Source organism: Pseudomonas sp. NUPR-002, from assembly GCF_056322725.1.
Map to the genome: position 1 here is coordinate 4664521 of NZ_CM150476.1, position 24906 is coordinate 4689426.

Below are 24906 nucleotides of genomic sequence, written 5' to 3' on the forward strand. Positions count from 1 at the left end.
GTCGCTCTTTTTCACTTCGGACACGTCAACTACCGCATGGCTATTGAACAGTTCTGGCAAAACGCCCTCGATTTGTGGGGCACCCTCGACCAACATCCCGTACTGCACGCAGGCCTTGGCCTGGGCCTTCTGCTGGCCATCGCCCTGGTGCTGGGCCGGGTGGCACGCTTTCTGATCCTGCATGCTGTCAAACTACTGGCCAGACAGCCGGCACTGCACTGGGTCAACGACCTGCTGCAAAACAAGGTGTTTCATCGCCTGGCGCAAATGACGCCGTCACTGGTGGTGCAATTCGGCCTGAAACTGGTGCCGGAGCTCAACGCCACCAGCCAGCATTTCCTCGGCAACGTCGCGCTGGCCTTCACCATCCTGTTCCTGATGCTGGCGATCAGCGCCCTGCTCGATGCCCTGCTGGACATCTATGCACGCACTGAACACGCACGCACCCGCTCGATCAAAGGCTACGTACAACTGGCCAAGATGGTGCTGTACGTGTTTGGCGCGATCATCATCGTCGCCACCCTGATCGACCGCTCACCGCTGTTGCTGCTGTCGGGTCTGGGTGCAATGTCGGCGGTCATTCTGTTGGTGTACAAAGACACCCTGCTGTCGTTCGTCGCCAGCGTGCAGTTGACCAGCAACGACATGCTGCGGGTCGGCGACTGGATCGAAATGCCGCAAGTCGGTGCCGATGGCGATGTGGTGGACATCACCCTGCATACGGTCAAGGTACAGAACTTCGATAAAACCATCGTTTCCATTCCGACCTGGCGGTTGATGTCCGAGTCGTTCAAGAACTGGCGCGGCATGCAGCAGTCAGGTGGGCGACGGATCAAGCGCAGCCTGTTCATCGACGCTGGCGGCGTACGTTTTCTGAACAACGATGAAGAACAGCGCCTGAGCCAAGTGCGCCTGCTGACCGATTACATGACCCGCAAACGCAGCGAGCTCAAGGCCTGGAACGAGGCTCAAGGCAATGTCGCCGAGCTGTCGGCCAACCGTCGGCGCATGACCAACCTCGGCACCTTCCGCGCCTATGCCCTGGCTTATCTGAAGAGCCACCCGGAAATCCAGCCGAACATGACTTGCATGGTCCGCCAGATGCAGACCACCGCCCAGGGCGTGCCGCTGGAAATCTACTGCTTCACCCGCACCACCGCCTGGGGCGATTACGAACGCATCCAGGGTGACATCTTCGACTACCTGCTGGCGGTCATGCCGGAGTTCGGCCTGAGCCTGTATCAGCAGCCTAGCGGCAACGACCTGCGTGCCGGGCTGCTACCGTCGAGCCTGCCCAGCCCACAGCGGACGCTGACTGCCGAGACGACCGAGCCATAGCGAGGCGAGGATCACCGCCCCACCGATGAACAACCTGCCCAGCGGCTCGTGCTGATTCCAGATCAGCAAGTTGAGCAGCAGCCCCACTGGCACGTGCAGGTTGTTCATCACCGCCAGGGTCGCGCCGGATACCAGGCAGGCCCCCTTGTTCCACCAGTACAGGCCCAGCGCCGTCGGGCACAGCCCGAGGAACAGCAACACCAGCCATTGCACATCGGTGCTCGGCAGGTGCTGGCTGTTGCCGAATGCCAGGAACGCTGGCAATACCACCAGCAAAGCGCCCAGGTAGAAATAGCCAAAGCGCCGGTAATGCGGCAGGTCGCTGGGGTTACGAGCAATCAGATGACGGTACAGCACCTGACCGGCGGCATAGGTGAAGTTGGCCAGTTGCAGCAACAGGAAGCCGATGAAGAAGTCCGGGCTGATGCTGTCGAAGCGGATCACCGCCGCACCTGCCACGGCTACCAGGGCTGCCACCAGTGCCCAAGGGTTGAAACGCCGGTTCAGGGCGTCTTCGATCAGGGTTACGTGCAAAGGCGTGAGGATGGTGAACAGCAACACCTCCGGCACCGTCAACACCCGGAAGCTCAGGTACAGGCACACATAGGTGATGCCGTACTGCAGCGCGCCGATCAACAGCATCGAACGCATGAAGCGCGGCTCAACCTGACGCCAGCGGGTCAACGGCAAAAACACCAGGCCAGCCAGCACCACACGCGCCAGCACTGCGAAATAGCTGTCGACGTGCCCCGCCAGGTACTCGCCAATCAGGCTGAAAGAAAATGCCTGGATCAGCGCGACGATCAGTAAATAGCCCATGTTTGCCCCTTGCAGTGAAGGCGGCGACCTTAGCTTTTCACCGATCGCGGGGCAAGCCCGCTCCCACCGGGGCTGTGCTCAACCTTCGGTGGGAGCGGGCTTGCCCCGCGATTTTCAGGCATAAAAAAGCCCGGTCATGGACCGGGCAGGCACACCCAAGGGAGCAACAGGTGTCAGGCGGGAAAATTCAGTTGCTGACTCAGGCCACCGCAGCCAGTTGAGCCTTGGCGTGATTGAGGCCCTTCTCATGGAAGTCACCGCCCAGGTTCAGGCCTTCAGCGTGAATGAAGGTGACGTCATGGATACCGATAAAGGCCATCACCTGACGCAGGTACGGTTCCTGATGGTCGCTACTGGCACCTGCGTGGATACCACCGCGGGCGGTCAGGATGTAGGCCTTCTTGCCGGTCAGCAGGCCTTGCGGGCCGGTTTCGGTGTACTTGAAGGTGATGCCGGCACGCAGCACGTGGTCCAGCCAGGCTTTCAAGGTGCTCGGGATGGTGAAGTTGTACATCGGTGCAGCCAGCACCAGCACATCAGCCGCCAGCACTTCGTCAGTCAGCTCGTTGGAACGGGCCAGGGCCTGCAGTTCGTCGCCGCTGCGCTGGTCTTCAGGCTTCATCCAGCCACCGAGCAGGTTGGCGTCCAGGTGCGGCACCGGGTTGACGGCCAAGTCACGCAGGGTGATCTGGTCGCCAGGATGGGCGGCTTGCCACTGGCTGACGAAATCGCGGGTCAGTTGCCGGGAGATCGAGTCCTGCTGGCGGGCGCTGCTTTCGATAACGAGTACATGGGACATGGGGTTGCCTCCATCGGCAAATGCGGTAAGTCGATGGAGGTAAGATTAATCAGCTACTGATCGATTAAAAAGCGTAAAATCTGGGTGCAATCTATCAGTTTATTTGTTTTATTGTGGCAGTACGCTAGCCTCTACAGCACAACCCGCGACTTACTGCGGCTTGCAGTCCAGGCTGATACGCAGCTTGATGATTTCGCGGTTGAACTTGGCCGTGACGTCTTTGCTTTGCTTGGCCGGCACCTGTACCCGGCGCACCCTGGGGGCTTCCGGGCCATTGCGGAACAGTACCTTGCACTGCGCGGCCACTTCGCCGTAGTTGTTTAGGGTGATCGACCCCATGTCACGGTCAGTGTCGTACGTGGTGTAGTCGAGCTTGACGCCATCGAGCTGTTTTTCCACATCGATGGGGTACGCCAAGGCTGTGAGCGGAAGCAGGGCCAGCAGTACAGCACAACATTTCTTCATACGACGCTCTCCATGAAAGAGCGCCAGCTTAGGACAACAGGAGCCGAAGATGAAAGCGCCGCGCGTTACCCTGGATCAGTGGCGGACCCTGCAAGCAGTGGTCGACCACGGTGGTTTTGCCCAGGCGGCCGAAGCGCTGCACCGTTCGCAATCTTCGGTGAGCTACACCGTGGCGCGCATGCAGGATCAACTCGGCGTGCCATTGCTGCGCATCGACGGACGCAAGGCGGTGCTGACCGAAGCCGGTAACGTGCTGTTGCGCCGCTCCCGGCAACTGGTCAAGCAGGCCAGCCAGCTGGAAGACCTCGCCCACCATATGGAACAGGGCTGGGAGGCTGAAGTACGCCTGGTGGTCGATGCCGCTTACCCCAACGCCCGCCTGGTGCGCGCACTGAGTGCCTTCATGCCGCAAAGCCGCGGCTGTCGCGTACGCCTGCGTGAAGAAGTGCTGTCCGGGGTCGAGGAAGTCCTGCATGAAGGCATCGCTGACCTGGCCATCAGCGGTTTCAATATTTCCGGCTATCTGGGTACCGAGCTCAGTTCGGTGGAGTTCGTCGCCGTCGCCCACCCGGAGCACAGCCTGCATCGCCTGGGCCGTGAGCTGAACTTCCAGGACCTGGAAAGCCAACTGCAAGTGGTGATCCGTGACTCGGGCCGCGCCCAGCCGCGCGACGTCGGCTGGCTTGGCGCGGAACAGCGCTGGACCGTCGGCAGCCTGGCCACCGCCGCGACCTTTGTCAGCAGCGGCCTGGGCTTTGCCTGGCTGCCCCGCCACCTGATCGAGCGGGAGTTGCGCGAGGGCGTACTCAAGCCCCTGCCACTGGATCAGGGTGGCAGTCGCCATCCACTGTTCTACCTTTACTCCAACAAGGACAAACCCCTGGGCCCGGCCACGCAGATTCTTATCGAATTGTTGCGCAACTTCGATACCGCGCCGCTGGACGTGCCCTTCGCCGCCCCCGCCCAAGCCTGACAGGAATCACGCCCATGGCCTATTTCGAACATGAAGGTTGTTCGCTGCACTATGAGGAATATGGCCAGGGTGATCCGCTGGTGCTGCTGCATGGCCTGGGCTCCAGTTGCAAGGACTGGGAGATGCAGGTGCCAACACTGGCCCGGCACTACCGGGTGATTCTGCTCGACATCCGCGGCCACGGCCGCTCCGACAAACCCCGCGAGCGCTACAGTATCCAGAGCTTCAGTGCCGACCTGCTGGCACTGCTCGAACACCTGCAATGCGGCCCGGTGCACCTGGTTGGCCTGTCGATGGGCGGCATGATCGGCTTTCAGTTTGCCGTCGATCATCCTGAGTGGTTACGCAGCCTGTGCATCGTCAACAGTGCTCCTGAAGTCAAACGCCGCACCGCCCAGGACTGGATCTGGTGGGCCAAACGCTGGGCCCTGGCCCGTGCGCTCAGCCTCGAAGCCGTCGGCAAGGGCCTGGCGGCGCGCTTGTTCCCCAAACCGCAGCAGGCCGACCTGCGCCGCAAGATGGCCGAACGCTGGGCGCAAAACGACAAACGCGCCTACCTGGCCAGCTTCGATGCCATTGTCGGTTGGGGCGTGCGCGAACGTCTGGGGCAGATCCGCTGTCCTACCCTGGTTATCAGCGCCGACCAGGACTACACCCCGGTCGCCCTGAAAGAACATTACGTGCGCCTGATGCCTCAGGCGCGGCTGGCGGTCATCGAAGATTCGCGGCACGCTACACCCTTGGATCAACCCCAGGTTTTCAACCAGACGCTGCTGCAGTTTCTGGCAGCGTCCACCACCTCTCAAGGAACATTGAGCCCATGCTGAAAAAACTTCTGCTTGCCACCTGCTCGGTCGTCTTCGCCGCCAGCGTCATGGCTGCCGACAAAGCCCCCCACGTTCTGCTCGACACCAGCTTCGGCCAGATCGAAGTGGAACTCGACCCGGTCAAGGCACCGATCAGCAGCAAGAACTTTCTGGAGTACGTGGACAGCGGCTTCTACAACAACACCATTTTCCACCGTGTGATTCCTGGCTTCATGGCCCAAGGCGGTGGTTTCACCGCTGACATGCAGCAAAAGCGCACCAACGCCCCGATCAAGAACGAAGCCAGCAACGGCCTGCATAACACCCGCGGCACCCTGTCGATGGCGCGCACCTCCGACCCGAACTCGGCCACCAGCCAGTTCTTCATCAACGTGGCGGATAACGATTTCCTCAACCCCGGCCGCGATGCGGGCTATGCGGTCTTCGCCAAAGTAGTCAAAGGCATGGACGTGGTCGACCAGATCGTCAACTCGCCCACCACCGTCAAGCGCGGCATGCGCGACGTACCGGCCGACCCGGTGTACATCAAGTCGGCCAAACGCATCGACTGACCCACTGCCTCACAAGGACGTGAGCCAAGGCCTGAGGGTCTACCTGAACAGGAGTTGCCTTTTTCATGTTGTTCCGTCGTTTCGAAAAGCTGATCGATATTTTTCGTGAAGCCCCCAGCGCGTCGCCGCCCAGTACGGTATTGCCGTTCTACCTGTACTACCTGCGGCAGGTGTGGCCCAGCTTTGCTGCGCTGCTGGTGGTCGGCCTGATCGGCGCAATCATTGAAGTGGCACTGTTCAGCTACCTGAGCCGGATCATCGATCTGGCTCAGGGCACCCCTAACATCAACTTTTTCAGCGAACACGCCGGTGAACTGATCTGGATGCTGGTAGTAGCGCTGTTGCTACGCCCAGTGTTCGTTGGCCTGCACGACCTGCTGGTGCACCAGACCATCAGCCCCGGCATGACCAGCATGATCCGCTGGCAAAACCACACCTACGTGCTCAAACAGAGCCTGAATTTCTTCCAGAGCGATTTTGCCGGGCGCATTGCCCAGCGCATCATGCAAACCGGCAACTCACTGCGTGACTCGGCCGTGCAGGCGGTGGACGCACTGTGGCACGTCCTGATCTATGCCATCAGTTCGCTGGTGCTGTTTGCCGAGGCCGACTGGCGCCTGATGCTGCCGTTAATCAGCTGGATCCTCTGTTACATCGGCGCGCTGTACTACTTTGTGCCACGGGTCAAAGCCCGTGCGGTGGTGTCGTCCGATGCCCGCTCCAAACTGATGGGGCGCATCGTCGATGGCTACACCAACATCGCGACCCTCAAGTTGTTTGCCCACACCGATTTCGAACAACAGTACGCCCGCGAAGCCATCAGCGAGCAGACTGAAAAGACCCAACTGGCCTCCCGCGTGGTGACCAGCATGGACGTGGTCATCACCAGCCTCAACGGCCTGCTGATCGTCACCACCACCGGCCTGGCCCTGTGGCTGTGGAGCCAGTCGCTGATCAGCGTTGGCGCCATTGCCCTGGCCACTGGCCTGGTCATCCGCATTGTCAACATGTCCGGATGGATCATGTGGGTGGTCAACGGCATCTTCGAAAACATCGGCATGGTTCAGGACGGCCTGCAGACCATCGCCCAACCGGTGACCGTGACCGACCAGCCCAACGCCCCGGCGCTGAACGTCGAACGTGGGGCAGTGAAGTTCGAGAATGTCGGCTTTCGTTACGGCAAAGGCAGCCGCATCATCGATGGCCTCAACCTGGAGATCCGTCCCGGCGAGAAAATCGGCCTGATCGGCCCCTCGGGCGCGGGTAAATCGACCCTGGTCAACCTGCTGCTGCGCCTGTACGACCTGGAAAGCGGACGCATCCTCATCGATGGCCAGGATATCGCGCTGGTATCACAAGCCAGCCTGCGCGCGCAGATCGGCATGATCACCCAGGACACCTCGCTGCTGCATCGTTCGATCCGCGACAACCTGCTGTACGGGCGCCCCGACGCCAGCGAGGAAGCGCTGTGGGAAGCCGTGCGCCGCGCCCGCGCCGACGAATTCGTCCCGCTGCTGTCCGACGCCCAGGGGCGCACCGGTTTCGATGCCCATGTCGGAGAGCGTGGGGTCAAGCTCTCGGGCGGGCAGCGTCAGCGCATTGCCATTGCCCGGGTGCTGCTCAAGAACGCCCCGATCCTGATCATGGACGAAGCCACCTCAGCCCTGGACTCGGAAGTCGAAGCGGCGATTCAGGAAAGTTTGGAGACCCTGATGCAAGGCAAGACGGTGATCGCCATCGCCCACCGCCTGTCGACCATTGCACGCATGGATCGCCTGGTGGTGCTGGAAAAAGGCCGGATTGCCGAGATGGGCAGCCATGCCGAACTGCTCGCCCAGCAGGGCTTGTATGCACGCTTGTGGCACCACCAGACCGGCGGATTCGTGGGCATCGAATGAACCAAACTGTGGGAGCGGGCTTGCCTGTGGGAGCGGGCTTGCCCCGCGATGCGGTGTCACAGGCAGATCGCTATCGCGGGGCAAGCCCGCTCCTACAGGCAAGCCTTCAGCCTTGGCGATAGGGCAAGGCGCTGCGTGCCTCTTCGGCATAGGCCAACACCCCTGCCCGCTCTTGCTGCAGAAATTCGTCTACCGCCCGGCGCAATCCTGGATGCAGCAGATAGTGCCAAGACCGAGTAATCACCGGCTCAAAGCCACGAATCAGTTTGTGCTCGCCCTGTGCACCGGCATCAAAGCGCTGCAGCCCCTCGGCAATGGCAAAGTCCATGCCCTGATAGAAACAGGTCTCGAAGTGCAATCGATCGAACTCATCCACGCAGCCCCAATAGCGGCCATACAGGCTATCGCCACCGACCAGGCTGAACGCCATGGCAACCTCGCGCCCGCCCTGGCGCGCCATGACCACGCGGATGGCCGACGGCATGCGCTCAGCCAGCAGGCTGAAGAATGAACGCGTCAGGTACGGTGCCCGGCGACGCACCGCGTAGGTGTTGGCGTAACAGGCGAAGACAAAATCCCACTGCGCCTCGCTCAACTCATCACCGCGGTACCAGCGAAACTCGATGCCCTGCCCGGCCACTTGCTCACGCTCCTTGCGCATCTGTTTGCGCTTGCGTGAGCTGAGGCTGTCGAGAAAGTCCTGAAAATCCCGATAGCCCTGGTTGCGCCAGTGGAACTGACACCCCAGACGCTCCATCCAGCCCGCTCGCGTGCGCATGAGCGCGTCGCCTTCGGCATCGGTGAAGTTGATGTGTGCCCCCGACAGCCCTTGGCCTGCCAGGTCCTGGCTGAGCTGATCGATCAGTTCGCCAGCAGCCTGCGCGCTGCCCAACAGCCGCGAGCCTGTGACCGGCGAAAACGGCACCGCACCAAGCAGCTTGGGGTAATAGGCAATGCCGGCCCGCTCACAGGCGTCGGCCCAACCGTGATCGAACACGTACTCACCGAAGGAGTGGGTTTTCTCGTAAGCCGGCAACGCCGCCTGCACCTGCCCTGCCGCATCGGTTAGCAAGCGATGCGCGGGCGTCCAGCCAGTACGTGGGCTGACGCTGCCGCTGTCTTCCAGACTGCTGAGGAAGGCATGGCGTAAAAACGGTTGTGCACCCGGCACCAGGGCATCCCAGCTGGCAGGTGAAAGTTCGGCGAGTTTTGACAGGATTAGGCTAGGCATTGGCGCAGTCTGCCTCTTCACGCCAACGAAAAAAAGGTGCTTCACGGATTATTGGACTGAACCAGTGGGAGCGGGCTTGCCCCGCGATTGCGGGCTGCCTGCCACATCGCAATCGCGGGGCAAGCCCGCTCCTACCCGAGACAAAAAAAGCCCCGCACAGGCGGGGCTGAAGATCTAACGGATGAGGAGCGGTATGGCTTAGAACACGTACTGCGCGCGCATGACGAAGCCGTCGCCGCTGTCGTCGCCGACACTGTTTTCGGCGTTGTCGACTTTGGCTTTGACGTATACGCCGCTGAGCTTGATCGATTCGTTGGCGTACCAGTTCACACCGACGTTGTGCACCTTGGCTTCGATGTCGCTGACATCGGCGAATGCACCGTTGTCATCGTCAGTGCTCAGGTGGTCGTAGCGGTAGAACACTTCCCAGGCGCCGATCTGCTTGTTCTGCGGCTTGATCGCATCGAATTTGCCCAGCTTGTAGCCACGCGCTTCGCCGGTCAGGGTGTAGGCCAGTTGACCGTAGTAGCCAGTCGATTTGATGTCAGAGAACGCGTCGTCGTCGGCCTGAGTGTCACGCTTGATGTATTCGCCCTGTACCGAGAACGGGCCCATGGCCCATGCCGCTTCCAGGTTCCAGGCCTTGTCGGTGTCAAAAGCACCGGCAGGGGTGTTGTTGGCACCACCGAGGACCAGACGGTTACCGTTGTCACCGGCATCCTGACCACCATCGGTGCTCACCCCGCGCATGCCCAGACGGCTGCGGATGCGGCCATCGAACGCGGTGTCGGAGAGATCACGCTGGGCGTAGTTGATACCGAAGTGCAGGACGTTACCCGCTTCGTGCATCGGCGCGAAAACGCCGCGCAGGTTGAACTGCTTGGTGCTGTCGCCATCCTTGTCCTGGTTGGTGGCATCTTTGGCGAACACACCTACCGAACCGTACAGCGAGTCACCGGCGTTACCCGATGCCTGCAGACCCATGCCGCCGTTGTGCGAGTTGGTCCAGTCAACCAGGTCGTAGGCAGCGGTACGCTCTTGCGCGGTGACCCACTTGGAGCTGGTGGCTTTTTCCAGACCGAATTCAGGGTCGAAACGACCCACCTTGATCGACACTGGCTTGAAGCCGTTGTAGGCCAGCGAGGCTTCGTCGAAGTAGCCATCTTCGGAGCGGTTGTCGCCACCGGAGTTGTGCGAGAAGTCGTAAGCGATGGCGTAGGCCCAGTCGGTGTACATCACACCGCCCAGTTCCAGGTAGGCGCGGCGGAAGTAGCCAGCGTCGGCAGTGTTGCCGTTTTTGGTGTAGAAACCGTCAAAACGGCTGTAGTCCGCCTGAACACGACCGCCCAGCTTGAAGCTGAATTCCTTGTCGGTGGTAGCGACCTCGAGGCCACCTTTGGTCTTGACTACGATATCGGCGCCGTCGGTGGTCACGGTACCCGCGAAAGCCTGGGCGGTAACGGCCATGGCCAAGGCGCTGGCTGCGAAACCTGCGAAGTGCTTACGGATCATCGAAGAAGCTCCCCTACTTTATGGTCTTGATAATGTTGGAAAAACACGCGGCTTGAGCCACTTGTGCTGGGGAGGAATCTTGGCGGGGGGTTATGTCAGATCAGTGGCTTTTATATAAATGTTTTATTACAGGGGAACTTTTTTACTTCGAATACGAATAAGCAGAAAAGCCCCATTGCAGGGCCTTTCAGCGGGTTTCAGGGCTGTTTTGGCGGCTGTTGCGCGCGGGTCATGCGCTGGACGATTTCGTCAACATCGTCTACCGCAGGCTCCGGCATCGCCTTGATGGTTGCCTGAGTCAGGCGCAATTGTTTGATGAAGCGACGGCAGTTTTTACAGAACAACAAGTGCTGGCGGGCCAGCAGCTTTTCACCCAGGGCCAATTGCCCATCCAGGTAATCGCTTGAGCAGGCCACCAGTTCCTTGCAACTCAGCATTGGCCGGTCTCCTCAAAGTGTTCAAGGGTGGCAAAGACTTTCAGCCTCGCCCGGTGCAGCAGCACGCGGACATTGGAGAGCGATAGGTCGAGAAGATTACAGATCTCCTCCAGCTCCAGGCCCTGACGCTCGCGCAGCACCAGTACGCTGCTTTGCAGTTGCGACAGGCTGAGCAGGGTGTGCTCCAGGCACTCGCGCAACTCATCCTGGCTGAGCAGCGCTTCAGGCGAGTCAGTGTGCCAGGAGGAAGGCGCCAACAGCCAATGACCATCACCGGCAAAGCGCTCATCACCGACAGTGCCATGCGGGGCAGGCAAGTCATCCAGCAACACTTCGCGGCGGTTCTGCTTGTAGCGGGTTTTGGCAGCATTGGCGGTGATGGTCAGCAGCCAGGTCTTGAGGCTGGAACGCCGCTGAAAACCCGGCAGGCCGCGTACCACGGCCAACCAGGCATCCTGCACCGCTTCGTCGGCCTGACGGCTGCCAAGAATGGCGTAGGCCACCGCGCGCATGGCGCCCTGGTAGGTGTTGACCAACTCCTTGTAGGCCTGTTGATCTGCTCGCAACAGGCGCTCTAGCAGGCGCGTTTCGAAATCGGCAGACATTGCCACCTTATCCTTAGCAGGCGTTGTATTACCCGCCGATTCAGCGCTTGCGCAAAATCACGCTGCCGATCGAATAGCCAGCACCAAAGGAGCTGAGCACGCCCAGGGAACCTGCGGGCAGGTCGTCCTGATGTTTGTGCAGGGCAATCACCGAGCCGGCTGAACTGGTGTTGGCATAGCTGTCGAGAATCACCGGTGCTTCGGATTCCAGGGCGTCACGGCCGAGCAGTTTCTTGACGATCAGGTGGTTCATGCTCAGGTTGGCCTGGTGCAGCCAGAAGCGTTTGACGTCGCTGACGCTGATGCTGTTGTCGGCCAGGTGCTGGGCGATCAGCTCGGCCACCATCGGGCAAACTTCACGGAACACCTTGCGGCCTTCCTGAACGAAGAGTTTGTCGGCAGCGTCGATACCCTCTTCGGCAGCACGGTTGAGGAAGCCGAAGTTGTTGCGGATATTGTTGGAGAACTGCGTCAACAGTTTGGTGCTGACGATATCGAACTGATGCGCCGAAGTGGCGAGGTCGGCACGTTCCACCAACACGGCGGTGGCAGCATCACCAAAAATGAAATGGCTGTCACGGTCGCGGAAGTTCAGGTGGCCGGTGCAGATTTCCGGGCTGATCACCAGAATCGCGCGGGCCTGGCCCAGTTGCACGCTGTTGCAAGCCGTCTGGATACCGAAGGTGGCCGATGAGCAGGCAACGTTCATGTCGAAGCCAAAGCCGTTGATGCCCAGTGCCTGTTGCACTTCGATGGCAATCGCCGGGTACGGGCGCTGCAGGTTGGAGCAGGCGACGATCACGGCATCGACGTCGGCGGCCGTACGGCCGGCGCGTTGCAAGGCCTGCTCAGCCGCAGCGACACCCATCTGGCAGAGAATCGACGGCTCGTCGTTGGAACGCTCCGGCAAACGTGGCTTCATGCGCTGCGGATCGAGAATACCGGCTTTGTCCATGACAAAGCGACTCTTGATGCCCGAGGCTTTTTCGATGAAGGCGGCGCTGGACTCTGCCAGTGCCTGCACCTCGCCGCGCTCGATGGCCTGGGTGTTGTCAGCATTGAACTGCTTCACATAAGCGTTGAACGATTCCACCAGCTCTTCGTTGGAGATGCTGTTGGCCGGGGTGTACAGGCCGGTGCCGCTGATGACGACGTTATGCACGGTCGTTCCTCTGTTAAGGGTCGATGCCCGCCGGGCAACGGCCTGTTCGATTCGGTCAGCTAGCACGTTAGTGCCAACTTATGTGCGTACTCAACCCGCCAGCGGACGCGCTGCCGGGCACTGCATTCGGTATCGGTTGCTGCCGGCAAGATCGGCGCAGCAGCAACGAATATCGGCCAAGTGTGCCACAAGTAAAGGGCTTTAGGCTTCTACCAGACTCCACTGCTTGCTGAGTCTTTTGTCAGAAACCGGCACTTTTGTACCCAGTTGCTGAGCGAACAGCGACACCCGATATTCCTCCAGCCACCAGCGGTAGAGGGTCAGCTGCTCATCGCGCTTGCCTTCCTGGGCGTGCTTGTCTGCGCGCGCTTTAAATTGCGCCCACAGATTGCCCAGCTCACCGCTCCAGACCCGGTCCTTCTGCACCTGGCTGCCCAGCTTTTCCAGGCGCAGCTCGATGGCCTTGAGGTAGCGCGGCAGTTCCTTGAGCCACAGCCCAGGCGTTTCGCGGACAAAGCCTGGGTACACCAGGTTGCTCAGTTGCAGCTTGATGTCATTGAGGGCGACGGCCTGAGCCAGATCGATCTTGCCTTTGAAGCGCTTCTGCAAGCCGTGCCAGAGTTTGAGGATTTCCAGGGTCAGGCGGGCCAGACGCTCGGCATGCTCAGTCCAGCTACCGCGCTTGCGCTCGGCCAGCGAGGCCAGCCCAGCACCATCGCGCGGCAGGCTGCTTTCACCGTCGAGAATGCAGCTGTCGAGGCTGGCCAGGAGGATGTCTTCGACCAAGGCCTCGATTCGTCCCAGCTCGCGGTACAGCAAGCCCAGTTCGGTCAACCCCGGCAATTTGCCGCGCAGGAACTTGGCCGGCTCGGCCAGTTGTTGCAAGAGCAAACGCTGCAAGGCGCGGCGATGCTGGAACTCGGCTTCGGCCAGGGTCGAGAAGCGCCCTTCCTTGACCGTGCCGTTTTCTTCGACCAGCGCCGGGTACACCGTCATCGACAGGCCGGCAATCTTCTGCTGGGCCGTCTCGGCGACCTGGGCAAAGGCCTTGGCCTGTACCGGCTGCTGGCTTTTCTCGGTCTGTGGCACTGCCAGTGCGGCCTGGCTTGCGGCAACGAAACGTGCGGTCAATTCGGCCAGGTCGCGGCCTTCGCCGAGGAACTTGCCTTGGCCATCGACCACTTCCAGGTTCATTTTCAGGTGATTGTCCACCTGCCCCGCCGCTTCGGCCCAGGCTTCATCGCTGACTCGCGCGCCGGTCATGCGCAGCAGTTCACGGCCCAGCGCCTGCGGCAACGAGCCCTCGGCGAAAGTCATGCGCTGCAAGGCGGCCCTGACAAAGTCCGGTACCGGCACGAAATTCTTGCGCAAGGCCTTGGGCAGGTTGCGCACCAGGGCAATACATTTGGCTTCCAGCAAGCCCGGCACCAGCCACTCCAGGCGCTCGCCCGGCAAACTCGGCAACAACGGCGCCGGCACACGCACAGTCACACCGTCGCGCGGATGGTTGGGCTCAAAGTGGTAGCTGAGCGCCAGGCTCAGGTCACCCAGACGCAAGGTATCGGGATACTGCGCGGCAGTGACCTCGCTGGCCTCACGCGCCAGCACGTCTTCCTCGCGCATGATCAGCAGTTGCGGGTCTTTCTGGCTGTGGACCCGGTACCAACTGTCGAAGGTCGCAGTCTGATGAATCTCGGCGGGCAAGCGCGCTTCGTAGAAACCGTACAGGGTTTCGTCATCGGCGAGAATGTCGCGACGCCGGGCCTTGGCCTCCAGTTCGTCAAGCTGTTCGAGCAGACGGCGATTGGCGCTCAGGCACTTGGCCTTCGACTGGATTTCCCCGCCCACCAGCGCCTCACGGATAAACAGCTCCCGGGACATCACCGGATCGACCGGGCCAAAGTGCACCGGGCGACGGCCCACCACGATCAAGCCATAGAGCGTGACCTGCTCGTACGCCACCACCTGGCCGCGCCTCTTCTCCCAGTGCGGCTCGAAATGGTTTTTCTTGATCAGGTGGGTGGCCAGCGGCTCGATCCAGTCCGGCTCGATTTTCGCCACCATGCGCGCATAGAGCTTGGTGGTTTCCACCAGCTCAGCAGTCATGATCCACTGCGGGCGCTTTTTACCCAGCCCGGACGACGGGTGAACCCAGAAGCGCCGTTGACGCGCGCCCAGGTAGTCACCGTCTTCGCTCTTCTGGCCAATCTGGCTGAGCAACCCGGAGAGGATCGCCTTGTGCAGTTTCGGGTAGTCGGCCGGTTCTTTGTTGAGGCTCAACTGCAGGTCACGGCAGATCAGGCTCAGTTGCCGATGGGCATCGCGCCACTCACGCAGGCGCAGGTAGTTGAGAAAGTTCTTCCGGCACCAGTTGCGCAGCGGGCTGGCGGTCAGGGCCTGGCGTTGCTCTTCAAAACCACGCCACAGGTTGACCAGTGCAGCAAAGTCCGAGTCGCTATCTTTCCACTGCGCATGGGCCTGATCGGCCGCCTGTTGGCGCTCTGGCGGGCGCTCTCGCGGGTCTTGCACCGACAAGGCACTGGCAACGATCAACAGTTCATTGAGGCTGCCTTGCTTGGCACCTTCAAGCAGCATGCGCCCCAGTCGCGGGTCGACCGGCAAGCGCGCCAGCTGCCGCCCCAGCGGCGTGAGCTGGTTTTCCCGGTTGACCGCTGACAGCTCCTGCAGCAGGTTGAAACCGTCGCTGATGGCCTTGCCATCCGGTGGCTCAATGAAGGGGAACGCATCGATTTCACCCAGGCGCAGGTGCAGCATCTGCAGGATCACCGCCGCCAGGTTGGTTCGCAGGATCTCCGGATCGGTAAATTCAGGCCGCGCGTTGAAGTCTTCTTCGCTGTACAGGCGCACGCAGATACCCGGCTCAACCCGGCCGCATCGGCCTTTACGCTGGTTGGCACTGGCCTGGGATACCGCCTCGATCGGCAGGCGCTGAACCTTGGCGCGGTAGCTGTAGCGACTGATTCGCGCGGTACCGCTGTCGATCACGTAACGAATGCCCGGTACGGTCAACGAGGTTTCGGCAACGTTGGTCGCCAGCACCACACGGCGGCCGGGATGGGATTGGAAAATCTTCTGTTGCTCGGCCGGTGACAGGCGCGCATACAACGGCAGGATTTCGGTGTGGCGCAACTGCGCCTTGCGCAGCATTTCTGCGGCATCGCGAATCTCCCGCTCGCCGGGCAGGAACACCAGGACATCGCCCGAGCCCTTGCCTTGGCTGCGTTCGAATGCAGCGATTTCGTCGAGGGTGGCGAGAATCGCCTGGTCCACGGTCAAATCGTCTTCGACCTGATTGCCCTCTTCATCCTGCTCGCTGGTCAGCGGCCGGTACCAGGTTTCCACCGGATAGGTACGGCCAGACACTTCGATGATCGGTGCATCGTTGAAGTGTTTGGAGAAGCGCTCCAGGTCGATGGTCGCCGAGGTGATGATGACCTTGAGGTCGGGGCGCCGTGGCAGCAGGGTTTTCAGGTAGCCGAGCAAAAAGTCGATGTTCAGGCTGCGTTCATGGGCTTCGTCGACGATGATCGTGTCATAGCGCTCAAGAAAACGGTCGTGCTGGGTTTCTGCCAGGAGAATACCGTCGGTCATCAGCTTGACCAGGGTGTTGGCATCGCTCTGGTCTTCGAAACGCACCTGATACCCCACCAGCGCCCCCAGCGGTGTGCCGATTTCCTCGGCCACCCGGGTAGCGACGCTGCGTGCGGCAATCCGCCGTGGCTGGGTATGGGCAATCAGGCCATGCTGACCACGGCCAAGTTCCAGGCAAATCTTCGGCAACTGGGTGGTTTTACCCGAACCGGTTTCGCCAGCAATGATCAACACTTGATGCGCCGCCAACAGCTTCTTGATTTCGTCACGCTTGGCGGCAATCGGCAGGCTGTCGTCATAACGAATGCTCGGCACACTGGCCTTGCGCGCCGTGACTTGGGCGCAAGAGGCCTGGACCTTCTCGACCCACTGCGCCAGCTTGGCTTCGTCGGGGCGTTTGCGCAGTTCATGCAACTGCCGGCGCAGGCGATGGCGCTCGGCAATCATGGCGTGATCGAGGTTTTTCAGCAGTTGATCGATAGCGTGGTCAGTCATGGGGGCTTTTTAGTCGTGCAGGTGAGCCTGCTTTTTCATGATCGGCATAGGAAGGGTTGCGATTGTCGCAGATTTACCCCCGCTCGGCACCGCACCCGTAAAGGCCAGGTGACTGTAGGAGCGGGCTTGCCCCGCGAAGCGATGTGACAGAAAGATCGCGATCGCGGGGCAAGCCCGCTCCTACAGGCAGGGCCTGATGGATAAGCCCACCTCAAGCCCCCTTTGTTTAGCCGCCCACAACCTAAAGGTATACAAAGGCTGATTTAATGAACCTTCACTGGCGTGGGAGTATCCCGGCATGACTTCGCCCCTGTGCCTACCCCGCCCGCTATCGCGCCCTTCGTTCCCGAAGGTACGGGCCCGCTCCGGGGAAAATCCGCTGGTTCATATCATTCTCGCCTTTTGGGCCTTGTGGCACTGCCGCCATGCCCGCCCACCAGACGCCCTGCTCGCACTAGACTGAATCGAACGGCCAGTCCCTGGCCGACCCTATTTGTCATGACTGTTGCCCTTCGGCGGCTGCAGTCCTGTGCGCCTGACAGCGCGAGCGAGAGCACCATGCAATTTGCCCCCATCGAGCAAGCCCGAACGTTCCTGGCCAACAACCCTGATATCGAGATGATCGAACTGTTCATTCTCGATGCCAACGGCGTACCACGCGGCAAGCTGCTGCACCGCGAAGAGCTGCTGGCGGTGTATGAAAGCGGCCGTCCGCTGCCCAGCACCATCCTTGGCCTGACCCTGAACGGCGACGATGTGGAAAACTCAGGCCTGGTGTGGGACGTCGGCGACATCGACTGCCGTGCCTATCCGCTGGAAAACAGCCTGGTGCGCCTGCCCTGGCGGCAGATTCCCACGGCGGCAGTACAGGTCAGCATGCACCCTACAGAAGGCATGCCGGCAACCATCGCCGATCCGCGCCACCTGCTGGTCAAGGTTATCGACGCGCTTAAAGCCGAGGGTTACCACCCGGTGATGGCCTGCGAGCTGGAGTTCTACCTGCTCGACCAGAAACGCGACAGCCACGGTCGCCCGCAGGCCGCACTGGACGCCGACGGCGGGCGCCCGCGCAGCACTCAGGTGTATGGCTTGCGCGAGCTGGAACAGATCGAACCGTTCCTCGCTGACCTGTATAGCGCCTGTAAAGCCCAGGGCATTCCAGCGCGCACGGCCATCTCCGAATACGCCCCCGGCCAGGTCGAAATCACCCTGGAGCACGGCGATGCATTGCTGGCCATGGACCAGGCCGTGCGTTACAAGCGCCTGGTCAAAGGCGTAGCGCACAAGCACGGTATGCAGGCCTGCTTCATGGCCAAGCCGTTCGATCACCTGGCTGGCACCGGCATGCACATGCACGTCAGCCTGGCCGATGCCCAAGGCAATAACCTGTACGCCAGTGAAGACAAGGCCGGTACACCGCTGCTGCGGCATTCGGTCGGTGGCATGCTCAAGCACCTGCTCGACTCGCTGCTGCTGTTCTGCCCCAACGCCAACTCCTACCGCCGCTTCCAGGCCAACAGCTATGAGCCGCTGGCCCCAACCTGGGGTGTCGATAACCGCACCGTAAGCCTGCGTGTACCCGGCGGCCCGGCCAACAGCCGACATGTCGAACACCGCATCTGTGGCGCCGACGCCAACCCTTACCTGGCGGCTGCAGCGATTCTGGCCAGCCTGCACCACGGCATCCGCCAGCAGCTTGATCCCGGCGCGCCGGTGGAAGGCAATGGCTATGCCCAGGCCAAAGAACTGCTGCCTACCGACTGGCTCACCTCGCTTAAAGCGCTGGAGTCGTCGGAGTGGGCACGTGAAGCATTCGGAGAGGCCTTCCTCGGCGTGTACCTGGCAGTCAAACGCGCTGAGTACCGGCAGTTCATGGCCGAAGTTGGCGAGCAGGATTGGCGCTGGTACCTGACCCAGGCCTGATGTCTTTTTATTTTTGCGCCAAGGATTTGTTATGAACGCAGCCGCAAATACCGGCACCGCTCAACGCAGTGCCTCCTACTACACCGCCAGCCTCAATGACAGCACCGAATACCCAACGCTCAAAGGTACGGTAAAGGTCGATGTGGCGATTATCGGTGGCGGATTTACTGGCGTGGCCAGCGCCGTAGAGCTGGCCGAGCGCGGCCTGAAGGTGGCCATTGTCGAGACCAACCGCATCGGCTGGGGTGCCAGCGGACGCAACGGTGGCCAGGTCACCGGCAGCCTGTCGGGCGATGAGGCGATGCGCAAGCAGATGCGCGAAAAGCTCGGCGCAGACGTCGATGACTTCATCTGGCACCTGCGCTGGCGCGGCCATCAAATCATCGAACAGCGTGTCGAGCGCTACGGCATTGCCTGTGACCTTAAACGCGGCCACTTGCATGCCGCCATGAAAGCCTCGCACCTGCAGGAACTGCAGGCGTTCGAAGCCGAAGCACAGCGCCGCGGCATGGGTGAGCAGGTGCAGTTGCTCGACCGCAAGGCCGTGGCCGAACACCTGCAAAGCCCGCTGTACATAGGGGCGCTGAAGAACCTGCGCAACCTGCACCTGCACCCGCTCAACCTGTGCCTGGGCGAGGCGCGCGCCGCCCACAGCCTGGGCGCGCTGATCTTCGAAAACTCCGAGGTGCTGGAGATTGTCCACGGCCCGCAACCGGCCGTTGTCACCGCGCACGGTCGGGTCGAGGCCAAGCAGATTCTGTTGGCCGGTGACGTGTATCACAAGCTGGAAAAGCGTCAGCTCAAAGGCAAGATCTTCCCGGCCATGGGCGGCATTGTCACCACCGCACCGCTGGGTGAGCTGGCTGCGCAGATCAACCCCCAGGACCTGGCGGTGTATGACTGCCGCTTTGTGCTTGACTACTACCGCCTGACTGGCGATGGCCGCTTGTTGTTCGGCGGTGGTGCCAACTATTCGGGCCGTGACTCACGGGATATCGCTGGCGAATTGCGCCCCTGTATCGAGCGCACGTTCCCGGCGCTCAAGGGCGTGCCGATCGAGTTCCAGTGGAGCTGTGCCATGGGTATCGTGGTCAACCGCATTCCGCAGTTGGGCAAGCTTTCCGACAATGTCTGGTACTGCCAGGGTTATTCCGGGCACGGTATCGCCACCAGCCATATCATGGGCGAAATCATGGCCGAGGCACTGACCGGAACGCTGGAGAAGTTCGATACCTTCGCAGGCTGCAAACACATCAAGGTGCCGATGGGCGATGTGCTGGGCAACCCGTTGCTGGCGGCGGGGATGTGGTATTACCAGATGCTTGAGAAATTGCGTTAAGGCTGAAAAGCATCGCGGGGCAAGCCCGCTCCCACAGTGGATACCTGTAGGAGCGGGCTTGCCCCGCGATCATTCATTGCCTCAAGCGATCTTCTTCAGGCCCAGCTTCTTCAACTCTTCATCACGCAATTCACGACGCAGGATCTTGCCAACGTTGGTGGTTGGCAGCGCATCACGGAACTCGATGAAACGCGGCACCTTGTAGCCGGTCACATTGGCACGCATGTGGGTCATGACTTGCTCTTTGGTCAGCGTCACACCCGGCTTGGCAACGATAAACACCTTGATCACTTCGCCAGATTTTTCGTCCGGCACACCGATCGCGGCACACTGCAGCACGCCCGGCAGGGTCACCAGCACGTCCTCCAGCTCGTTGGGGTAAACGTTGAAACCCGACACCAGAATCATGTCTTTCTTGCGGTCGACAATGCGCATGTAGCCATCAGGCTGGATCAGGGCGATGTCACCGGTCTTCAACCAGCCTTCGCTGTCGAGGATCTCGGCGGTAGCTTCCTGGCGCTGCCAGTAGCCCTTCATGACCTGCGGGCCTTTCACGCACAGCTCACCAATTTCGCCCAGCGGCAGTTCGACACCGGCATCATCGATGATTTTGCACAGGGTCGAAGGAACCGGAATACCGATGGTCCCGACCTGGTTCTGCTCGGCCGGATTGACCGTTGCCACCGGGCTGGTTTCGGTCATGCCATAACCTTCACAGATGGCGCAGCCGGTGACCGCTTTCCAGCGCTCGGCAACACTCAGCTGCAAGGCCATACCACCGGAGAGGGTGATTTTCAGCGCCGAGAAATCCAGCTTGCGGAAGTTTTCGTTGTTGCACAGGGCTACGAACAAAGTGTTCAGGCCGACAAAGCCACTGAACTTCCACTTCGACAGTTCCTTGACCATCGCCGGCAAATCGCGCGGGTTGCTGATCAGGATGTTGTGGTTGCCGATCAGCATCATCGCCATGCAATGAAAGGTGAAGGCATAGATGTGATAGAGCGGCAACGGGGTGATCAGGATCTCGCAACCTTCGTTGAGGTTGGAGCCCATCAGCGCCCGGCACTGCAGCATGTTGGCCACCAGGTTGCGGTGGGTCAGCATGGCGCCCTTGGCCACACCGGTAGTACCGCCGGTGTACTGCAACACGGCAACATCGTTGCTGCCCGGGTTGGCTTCCTGCACCGGCTTGCCAGCACCTTTGCTCAATACATCATTGAACTTCAGGGCCTGCGGCAAGTGATAGGCCGGCACCATTTTCTTCACGTACTTGATCACGCTGTTGATCAACAGACGTTTTACCGGTGGCAGCATATCGGCCACTTCGGTGACAATAACGTGCTTGACTTGGGTCTTGGGCACCACCTTCTCGGCCAGGTGCGCCATGTTGGCCAGGCACACCAGTGCCTTAGCGCCGGAGTCGTTGAACTGGTGCTCCATTTCCCGCGCGGTATACAACGGGTTGGTGTTCACCACGATCAGGCCCGCACGCAGGGCACCGAACACCGCAACCGGATACTGCAACACGTTGGGCAGTTGCACGGCGATACGATCGCCGGGCTGCAGGTCTGTATGGTGCTGCAGGTAGGCGGCAAAGGCCCCCGACAACTCGTACAGCTGGCCGTAGGTGAGGGTTTTGCCCAGGTTGCTAAAGGCTGGTTTGTCAGCAAAGCGTTGGCAGGACTGTTTCAATACTGCCTGGATGTTCGGGTACTCGTCAGGGTTGATCTGCGCCGCAACCCCGACTGGGTACTTATCCTTCCAAAAATTTTCGATCATGGAAGCCCACTCCTCAAGCACCAGCGAATTCTTCACCGCAGTCGATGCGATTATTATTGATATAAGATTACGGTTTATTGCAAACCAGATCATCAAAAGCGGGCCGAGAGTAGCAGCTTTACCAAGGGTCGCCTAGAGCTAAAGCAGCCCGGATAGTCACAAAAATGACTCTTGATCAACGCGTAGTCATTTTTAGAGTAAAAAGACTAGCAGGAGCGGATTTGCCCCGCGATTGCGGGGTTGCCCGCACAATCGCATCGCGGGGCAAGCCCGCTCCTACAAGGGGTTAGGCGATGTCGCGCAGCTCGCGGCGCAGGATTTTACCGACCGCCGTCATCGGCAATGACTCACGCAAAACAATCTGTTTCGGCACTTTGTAGCCGGTGAAATTGGCCTTGCAGTAGGCTTTGAGCTCTTCCAGGCTGACCCCGCCTTCACGCGGCACCACAAACAGCTTCACCGCTTCACCGGAGCGCTCGTCCGGGATGCCGATGACCGCGCAGTTGGCCACTTGCGGGTGGCCCATGACCACTTCTTCGATCTCGTTCGGGTACACGTTAAATCCCGAAACAATAATCATGTCTTTTTTGCGGTCGACGATGCGGGTAAAGCCGTCGGGATCGATGACGGCGATATCACCGGTCTTGAACCAGCCCTCGCTGTCCAGCGCCTCGGCCGAGGCCTCCGGATGCTGCCAGTAGCCCTTCATGACCTGCGGCCCTTTGATGCACAGTTCGCCGCGCTCACCCAGCGGCTGCTCGATGCCGGCATCGTCGACGACCTTGAATGCCGTACCCGGCACCGGAATCCCCACCGTGCCCAAACGTGCCAGCTTGCCATAGGGGTTGGTACTGGCCACCGGCGAGGTTTCAGTCAAGCCATAGCCTTCGACGATGCGGCAACCGGTGAGGCTTTCCCAGCGTTCGGCGGTGGCGGTTACCAATGCCGTGCCGCCCGAATTGGTGACTTTAAGGGCAGAGAAGTCTAGGTTCTTGAACTCTGGATGATTCATCAGCGCCACGAACAAGGTGTTCAACCCCAATAGCCCGGAGAACTTCCACTTCTTCAGCTCTTTGATGAAGCCCGGAATGTCCCGCGGATTGGTGATCAGCACGTTGTGGTTGCCGGTCACCATCATGCACATGCAGTTCGCGGTAAACGCATAGATATGGTAGAGCGGCAGGGGTGCAATCATCACCTCCTGGCCCTCTTTGATCAGGCGCTGCCCATCGTCGCCATGCTGGGAAAACACTGCCAGCACCTGGAGCATGTTGGCCACCAGGTTGCCGTGGGTCAGCATCGCGCCCTTGGCCAGGCCAGTGGTGCCGCCGGTGTATTGCAGCACGGCGATGTCATCGAGGCTCAGGGCAACCTGTTTCGGTACCGTGCCACGCCCCTGGCGCAGTGCCGTCTTGAACGACACGGCCTGAGGCAGTTGGTAGTCCGGCACCATCTTTTTCACCTTGGCGACGATGGTGTTGACCAGCCAGCCTTTGGCGGCGGGCAGCATGTCGCCCATCTTCGCTTCGATGAGGAAGTCGATGCTGGTGTCGGGCAGTACTTCTTGCACCAGCTTGCCGAACATGTTCAGGTAAACCAGCGCCCGGGCCCCGGAATCCTTGAACTGGTGGCGCATTTCACGCGCGGTGTACAACGGGTTGGTGTTAACCACGATCAGCCCGGCACGCATGGCGCCGAACACCGCAATCGGGTACTGCAGCACATTGGGCATCTGCACTGCGATACGGTCGCCCGGCACCAGGTCGGTGTATTGCTGCAGGTAGGCAGCAAAGGCCGCTGAGTAACGATCCAGCTCGGCAAACGTCAGGGTGACCCCGAGGTTGGTGAAGGCCGGACGATCAGCAAATTTTTTGCACGAGCGCTCAAACACCTCGACCACAGACTTGTAAGCATTCATGTCTATGCTTGAAGGAACGCCTGCGGGGCGCTTGTCATTCCAGAAATCAGCCTGCATTTATTCTTGTCCTCATACCTTAGCCGCTCCTGCCCTCTTGCCTGCTTGGCATAGAAGGTGTTGTGCCGACGTTAGCAGGTATGAGGCATACGGCAAATACGCCAAGCGCTGTCATTAACATTGTGAATCTTGTTTGTCGCTGCCCTTCGATTGCACGCTTGGGTTATACACTGAGCTGACTTCTCATCTGTGCGCACAAGGACTCGCCATGCACCACGATGCGTTCTGGCTACCGGCCAGCGATCACTGCAGCTTGTATGTCTACCAATGGCTGCCGAGCACGCCAATCAAGGCGGTGGTGCTGCTGGCCCATGGTATGGCCGAACATGCCGGTCGCTACCAACGCCTGGGCCAGGCCCTGAGCGCGGCGGGCTTTGCCTTGCTGGCCCACGATCAGCGCGGTCATGGCCGCACTGCTGAACTGGGCACCCTTGGCCTGTTCGCCCGCCATAATGGCTGGAGCGCGGTAGTCAATGACCTGGGATTGCTCAGCCAGCACATTGGTCAGCAATTTCCTGGCACTCCGGTGTTCCTGTTTGGCCATAGCATGGGCAGCTACATCGCCCAGGCTTACCTGATGCACCATGGCGCCAGTCTGCAAGGGGCGATTCTCAGCGGCTCGAACTTCCAGCCTCCGGCGCTGTACCGCGCAGCCTGCCTGATTGCTCGCCTGGAAGCCTGGCGCCAGGGGCCACTGGGGCGCAGCGGGCTGATCGACTGGTTGTCGTTCGGCTCATTCAACAAAGCCTTCAAACCCACCCGCACGGCCTTCGACTGGCTCAGCCGCGACAGCGCCGAAGTCGATCGCTACGTGGCCGACCCGCTGTGCGGCTTTCGCTGCAGCAACCGCTTGTGGATCGATTTGCTGATGGGCCTGGAGCAAATCAGCTTGCCGGCCAACCTCAAACAGATCGATCCGAACCTGCCGATTCTGGTAATGGGCGGTGAATGTGATCCGGTCAGTGCCGGCAAGCGTCTGAAGGATCTGGCCGGTGCTTTGCGCCTGGCAGGCAATCAGCATGTGCAGTTGCAGCTTTACCCGCAAGCGCGACATGAACTGCTTAATGAAACCAACCGTGACGAGGTCACGGCCGCCGTCATCGACTGGCTGGAGCACACGTTGGCCCTGTGCCGCCCTGCCCGCAGCGAATGATGGTTGTGCCCTT

19 protein-coding genes are annotated in these 24906 nt (G+C 60.6%); 8 read left to right on the forward strand and 11 right to left on the reverse strand.

Features of this window, described 5'->3' with window-relative positions; translation table 11 throughout:
• The first annotated feature begins 36 nt into the window (after positions 1-36).
• Positions 37-1338, forward strand: coding sequence for a mechanosensitive ion channel family protein (locus ACVWSC_RS21335; protein WP_442109051.1), 1302 nt, complete (start codon positions 37-39; stop codon positions 1336-1338).
• Here ACVWSC_RS21335 and ACVWSC_RS21340 read toward each other — a convergent pair.
• From ACVWSC_RS21340 to ACVWSC_RS21350, 3 genes are all read right to left on the reverse strand, one after another.
• Complete coding sequence (locus ACVWSC_RS21340) at positions 1279-2157, reverse strand: carboxylate/amino acid/amine transporter (protein ID WP_442109052.1); 879 nt, start codon at positions 2155-2157, stop codon at positions 1279-1281. The genes ACVWSC_RS21335 and ACVWSC_RS21340 overlap by 60 nt on opposite strands.
• A gap of 199 nt (positions 2158-2356) precedes the next feature.
• The gene (locus tag ACVWSC_RS21345; protein ID WP_442109053.1) at positions 2357-2956 is read right to left on the reverse strand and encodes an FMN-dependent NADH-azoreductase; all 600 of its coding nucleotides are present in this window, start codon (positions 2954-2956) and stop codon (positions 2357-2359) included.
• Positions 2957-3106: 150 nt separating this feature from the next.
• Complete coding sequence (locus ACVWSC_RS21350) at positions 3107-3421, reverse strand: 3-phosphoglycerate kinase (RefSeq protein WP_442109054.1); 315 nt, start codon at positions 3419-3421, stop codon at positions 3107-3109.
• A gap of 49 nt (positions 3422-3470) precedes the next feature.
• On the opposite strand from ACVWSC_RS21350, the gene ACVWSC_RS21355 reads away from it, so the two are divergent.
• The 4 genes from ACVWSC_RS21355 to ACVWSC_RS21370 all read left to right on the forward strand — a co-directional run bounded on the left by ACVWSC_RS21355 (position 3471) and on the right by ACVWSC_RS21370 (position 7670).
• Positions 3471-4394 (forward strand): PA3225 family LysR-type transcriptional regulator, encoded by a 924-nt coding sequence (locus ACVWSC_RS21355; protein WP_442109055.1) that lies wholly within the window; start codon positions 3471-3473, stop codon positions 4392-4394.
• 14 nt (positions 4395-4408) lie between these two features.
• Complete coding sequence (locus tag ACVWSC_RS21360) at positions 4409-5221, forward strand: alpha/beta fold hydrolase (protein ID WP_442109056.1); 813 nt, start codon at positions 4409-4411, stop codon at positions 5219-5221.
• Positions 5215-5772: a peptidylprolyl isomerase gene (locus ACVWSC_RS21365; protein WP_442109057.1), complete on the forward strand. Its 558-nt coding sequence runs from the start codon at positions 5215-5217 to the stop codon at positions 5770-5772. The genes ACVWSC_RS21360 and ACVWSC_RS21365 overlap by 7 nt, the downstream gene beginning before the upstream one ends.
• Positions 5773-5837: 65 nt before the next feature.
• A complete protein-coding gene (locus ACVWSC_RS21370) occupies positions 5838-7670 on the forward strand; it encodes an ABC transporter ATP-binding protein (RefSeq protein ID WP_442109058.1) in 1833 nt (610 codons plus the stop codon).
• A 106-nt stretch (positions 7671-7776) separates the two neighbouring features.
• Here ACVWSC_RS21370 and ACVWSC_RS21375 read toward each other — a convergent pair whose 3' ends face one another.
• From ACVWSC_RS21375 to hrpA, 6 genes are all read right to left on the reverse strand, one after another.
• A complete protein-coding gene (locus ACVWSC_RS21375; protein ID WP_442109059.1) occupies positions 7777-8901 on the reverse strand; it encodes a GNAT family N-acetyltransferase in 1125 nt (374 codons plus the stop codon).
• A 198-nt stretch (positions 8902-9099) separates the two neighbouring features.
• A complete protein-coding gene (locus tag ACVWSC_RS21380; protein ID WP_442109060.1) occupies positions 9100-10413 on the reverse strand; it encodes an OprO/OprP family phosphate-selective porin in 1314 nt (437 codons plus the stop codon).
• Positions 10414-10610: 197 nt separating this feature from the next.
• Complete coding sequence (locus tag ACVWSC_RS21385) at positions 10611-10850, reverse strand: anti-sigma factor family protein (RefSeq protein WP_442109061.1); 240 nt, start codon at positions 10848-10850, stop codon at positions 10611-10613.
• Positions 10844-11455 (reverse strand): RNA polymerase sigma factor, encoded by a 612-nt coding sequence (locus ACVWSC_RS21390; RefSeq protein ID WP_442109062.1) that lies wholly within the window; start codon positions 11453-11455, stop codon positions 10844-10846. Before ACVWSC_RS21390 ends, ACVWSC_RS21385 begins: the two co-directional genes overlap by 7 nt.
• A 40-nt stretch (positions 11456-11495) precedes the next feature.
• A complete protein-coding gene (locus tag ACVWSC_RS21395) occupies positions 11496-12617 on the reverse strand; it encodes a beta-ketoacyl-ACP synthase III (RefSeq protein ID WP_442109063.1) in 1122 nt (373 codons plus the stop codon).
• 201 nt (positions 12618-12818) lie between these two features.
• Entirely contained in the window at positions 12819-16724 is a 3906-nt protein-coding gene (gene hrpA, locus ACVWSC_RS21400; RefSeq protein ID WP_442109064.1) for an ATP-dependent RNA helicase HrpA, read from the reverse strand.
• A 558-nt stretch (positions 16725-17282) separates the two neighbouring features.
• On the opposite strand from hrpA, the gene ACVWSC_RS21405 reads away from it, so the two are divergent.
• Together ACVWSC_RS21405 and ACVWSC_RS21410 are read left to right on the forward strand one after the other, a co-directional pair.
• Positions 17283-18647, forward strand: a complete 1365-nt coding sequence (locus ACVWSC_RS21405) for a glutamine synthetase family protein (protein ID WP_476461710.1) — start codon at positions 17283-17285, stop codon at positions 18645-18647.
• A gap of 31 nt (positions 18648-18678) precedes the next feature.
• Positions 18679-19986 (forward strand): NAD(P)/FAD-dependent oxidoreductase, encoded by a 1308-nt coding sequence (locus ACVWSC_RS21410; RefSeq protein ID WP_442109066.1) that lies wholly within the window; start codon positions 18679-18681, stop codon positions 19984-19986.
• An 81-nt stretch (positions 19987-20067) separates the two neighbouring features.
• On the opposite strand, the gene fadD1 is transcribed toward ACVWSC_RS21410, so the two are convergent.
• Positions 20068-21765, reverse strand: coding sequence for a long-chain-fatty-acid--CoA ligase FadD1 (gene fadD1 / locus ACVWSC_RS21415; protein ID WP_442109067.1), 1698 nt, complete (start codon positions 21763-21765; stop codon positions 20068-20070).
• Positions 21766-22051: 286 nt separating this feature from the next.
• Positions 22052-23740: a long-chain-fatty-acid--CoA ligase FadD2 gene (gene fadD2, locus ACVWSC_RS21420; protein WP_442109068.1), complete on the reverse strand. Its 1689-nt coding sequence runs from the start codon at positions 23738-23740 to the stop codon at positions 22052-22054.
• Positions 23741-23948: 208 nt separating this feature from the next.
• Here fadD2 and ACVWSC_RS21425 point away from each other — a divergent pair, with 208 nt between their 5' ends.
• Positions 23949-24893 carry an alpha/beta hydrolase gene (locus ACVWSC_RS21425; RefSeq protein ID WP_442109069.1) on the forward strand — a complete coding sequence of 315 codons (945 nt, stop codon included), beginning with the start codon at positions 23949-23951 and terminating at the stop codon, positions 24891-24893.
• The last annotated feature ends 13 nt before the right edge of the window (positions 24894-24906 follow it).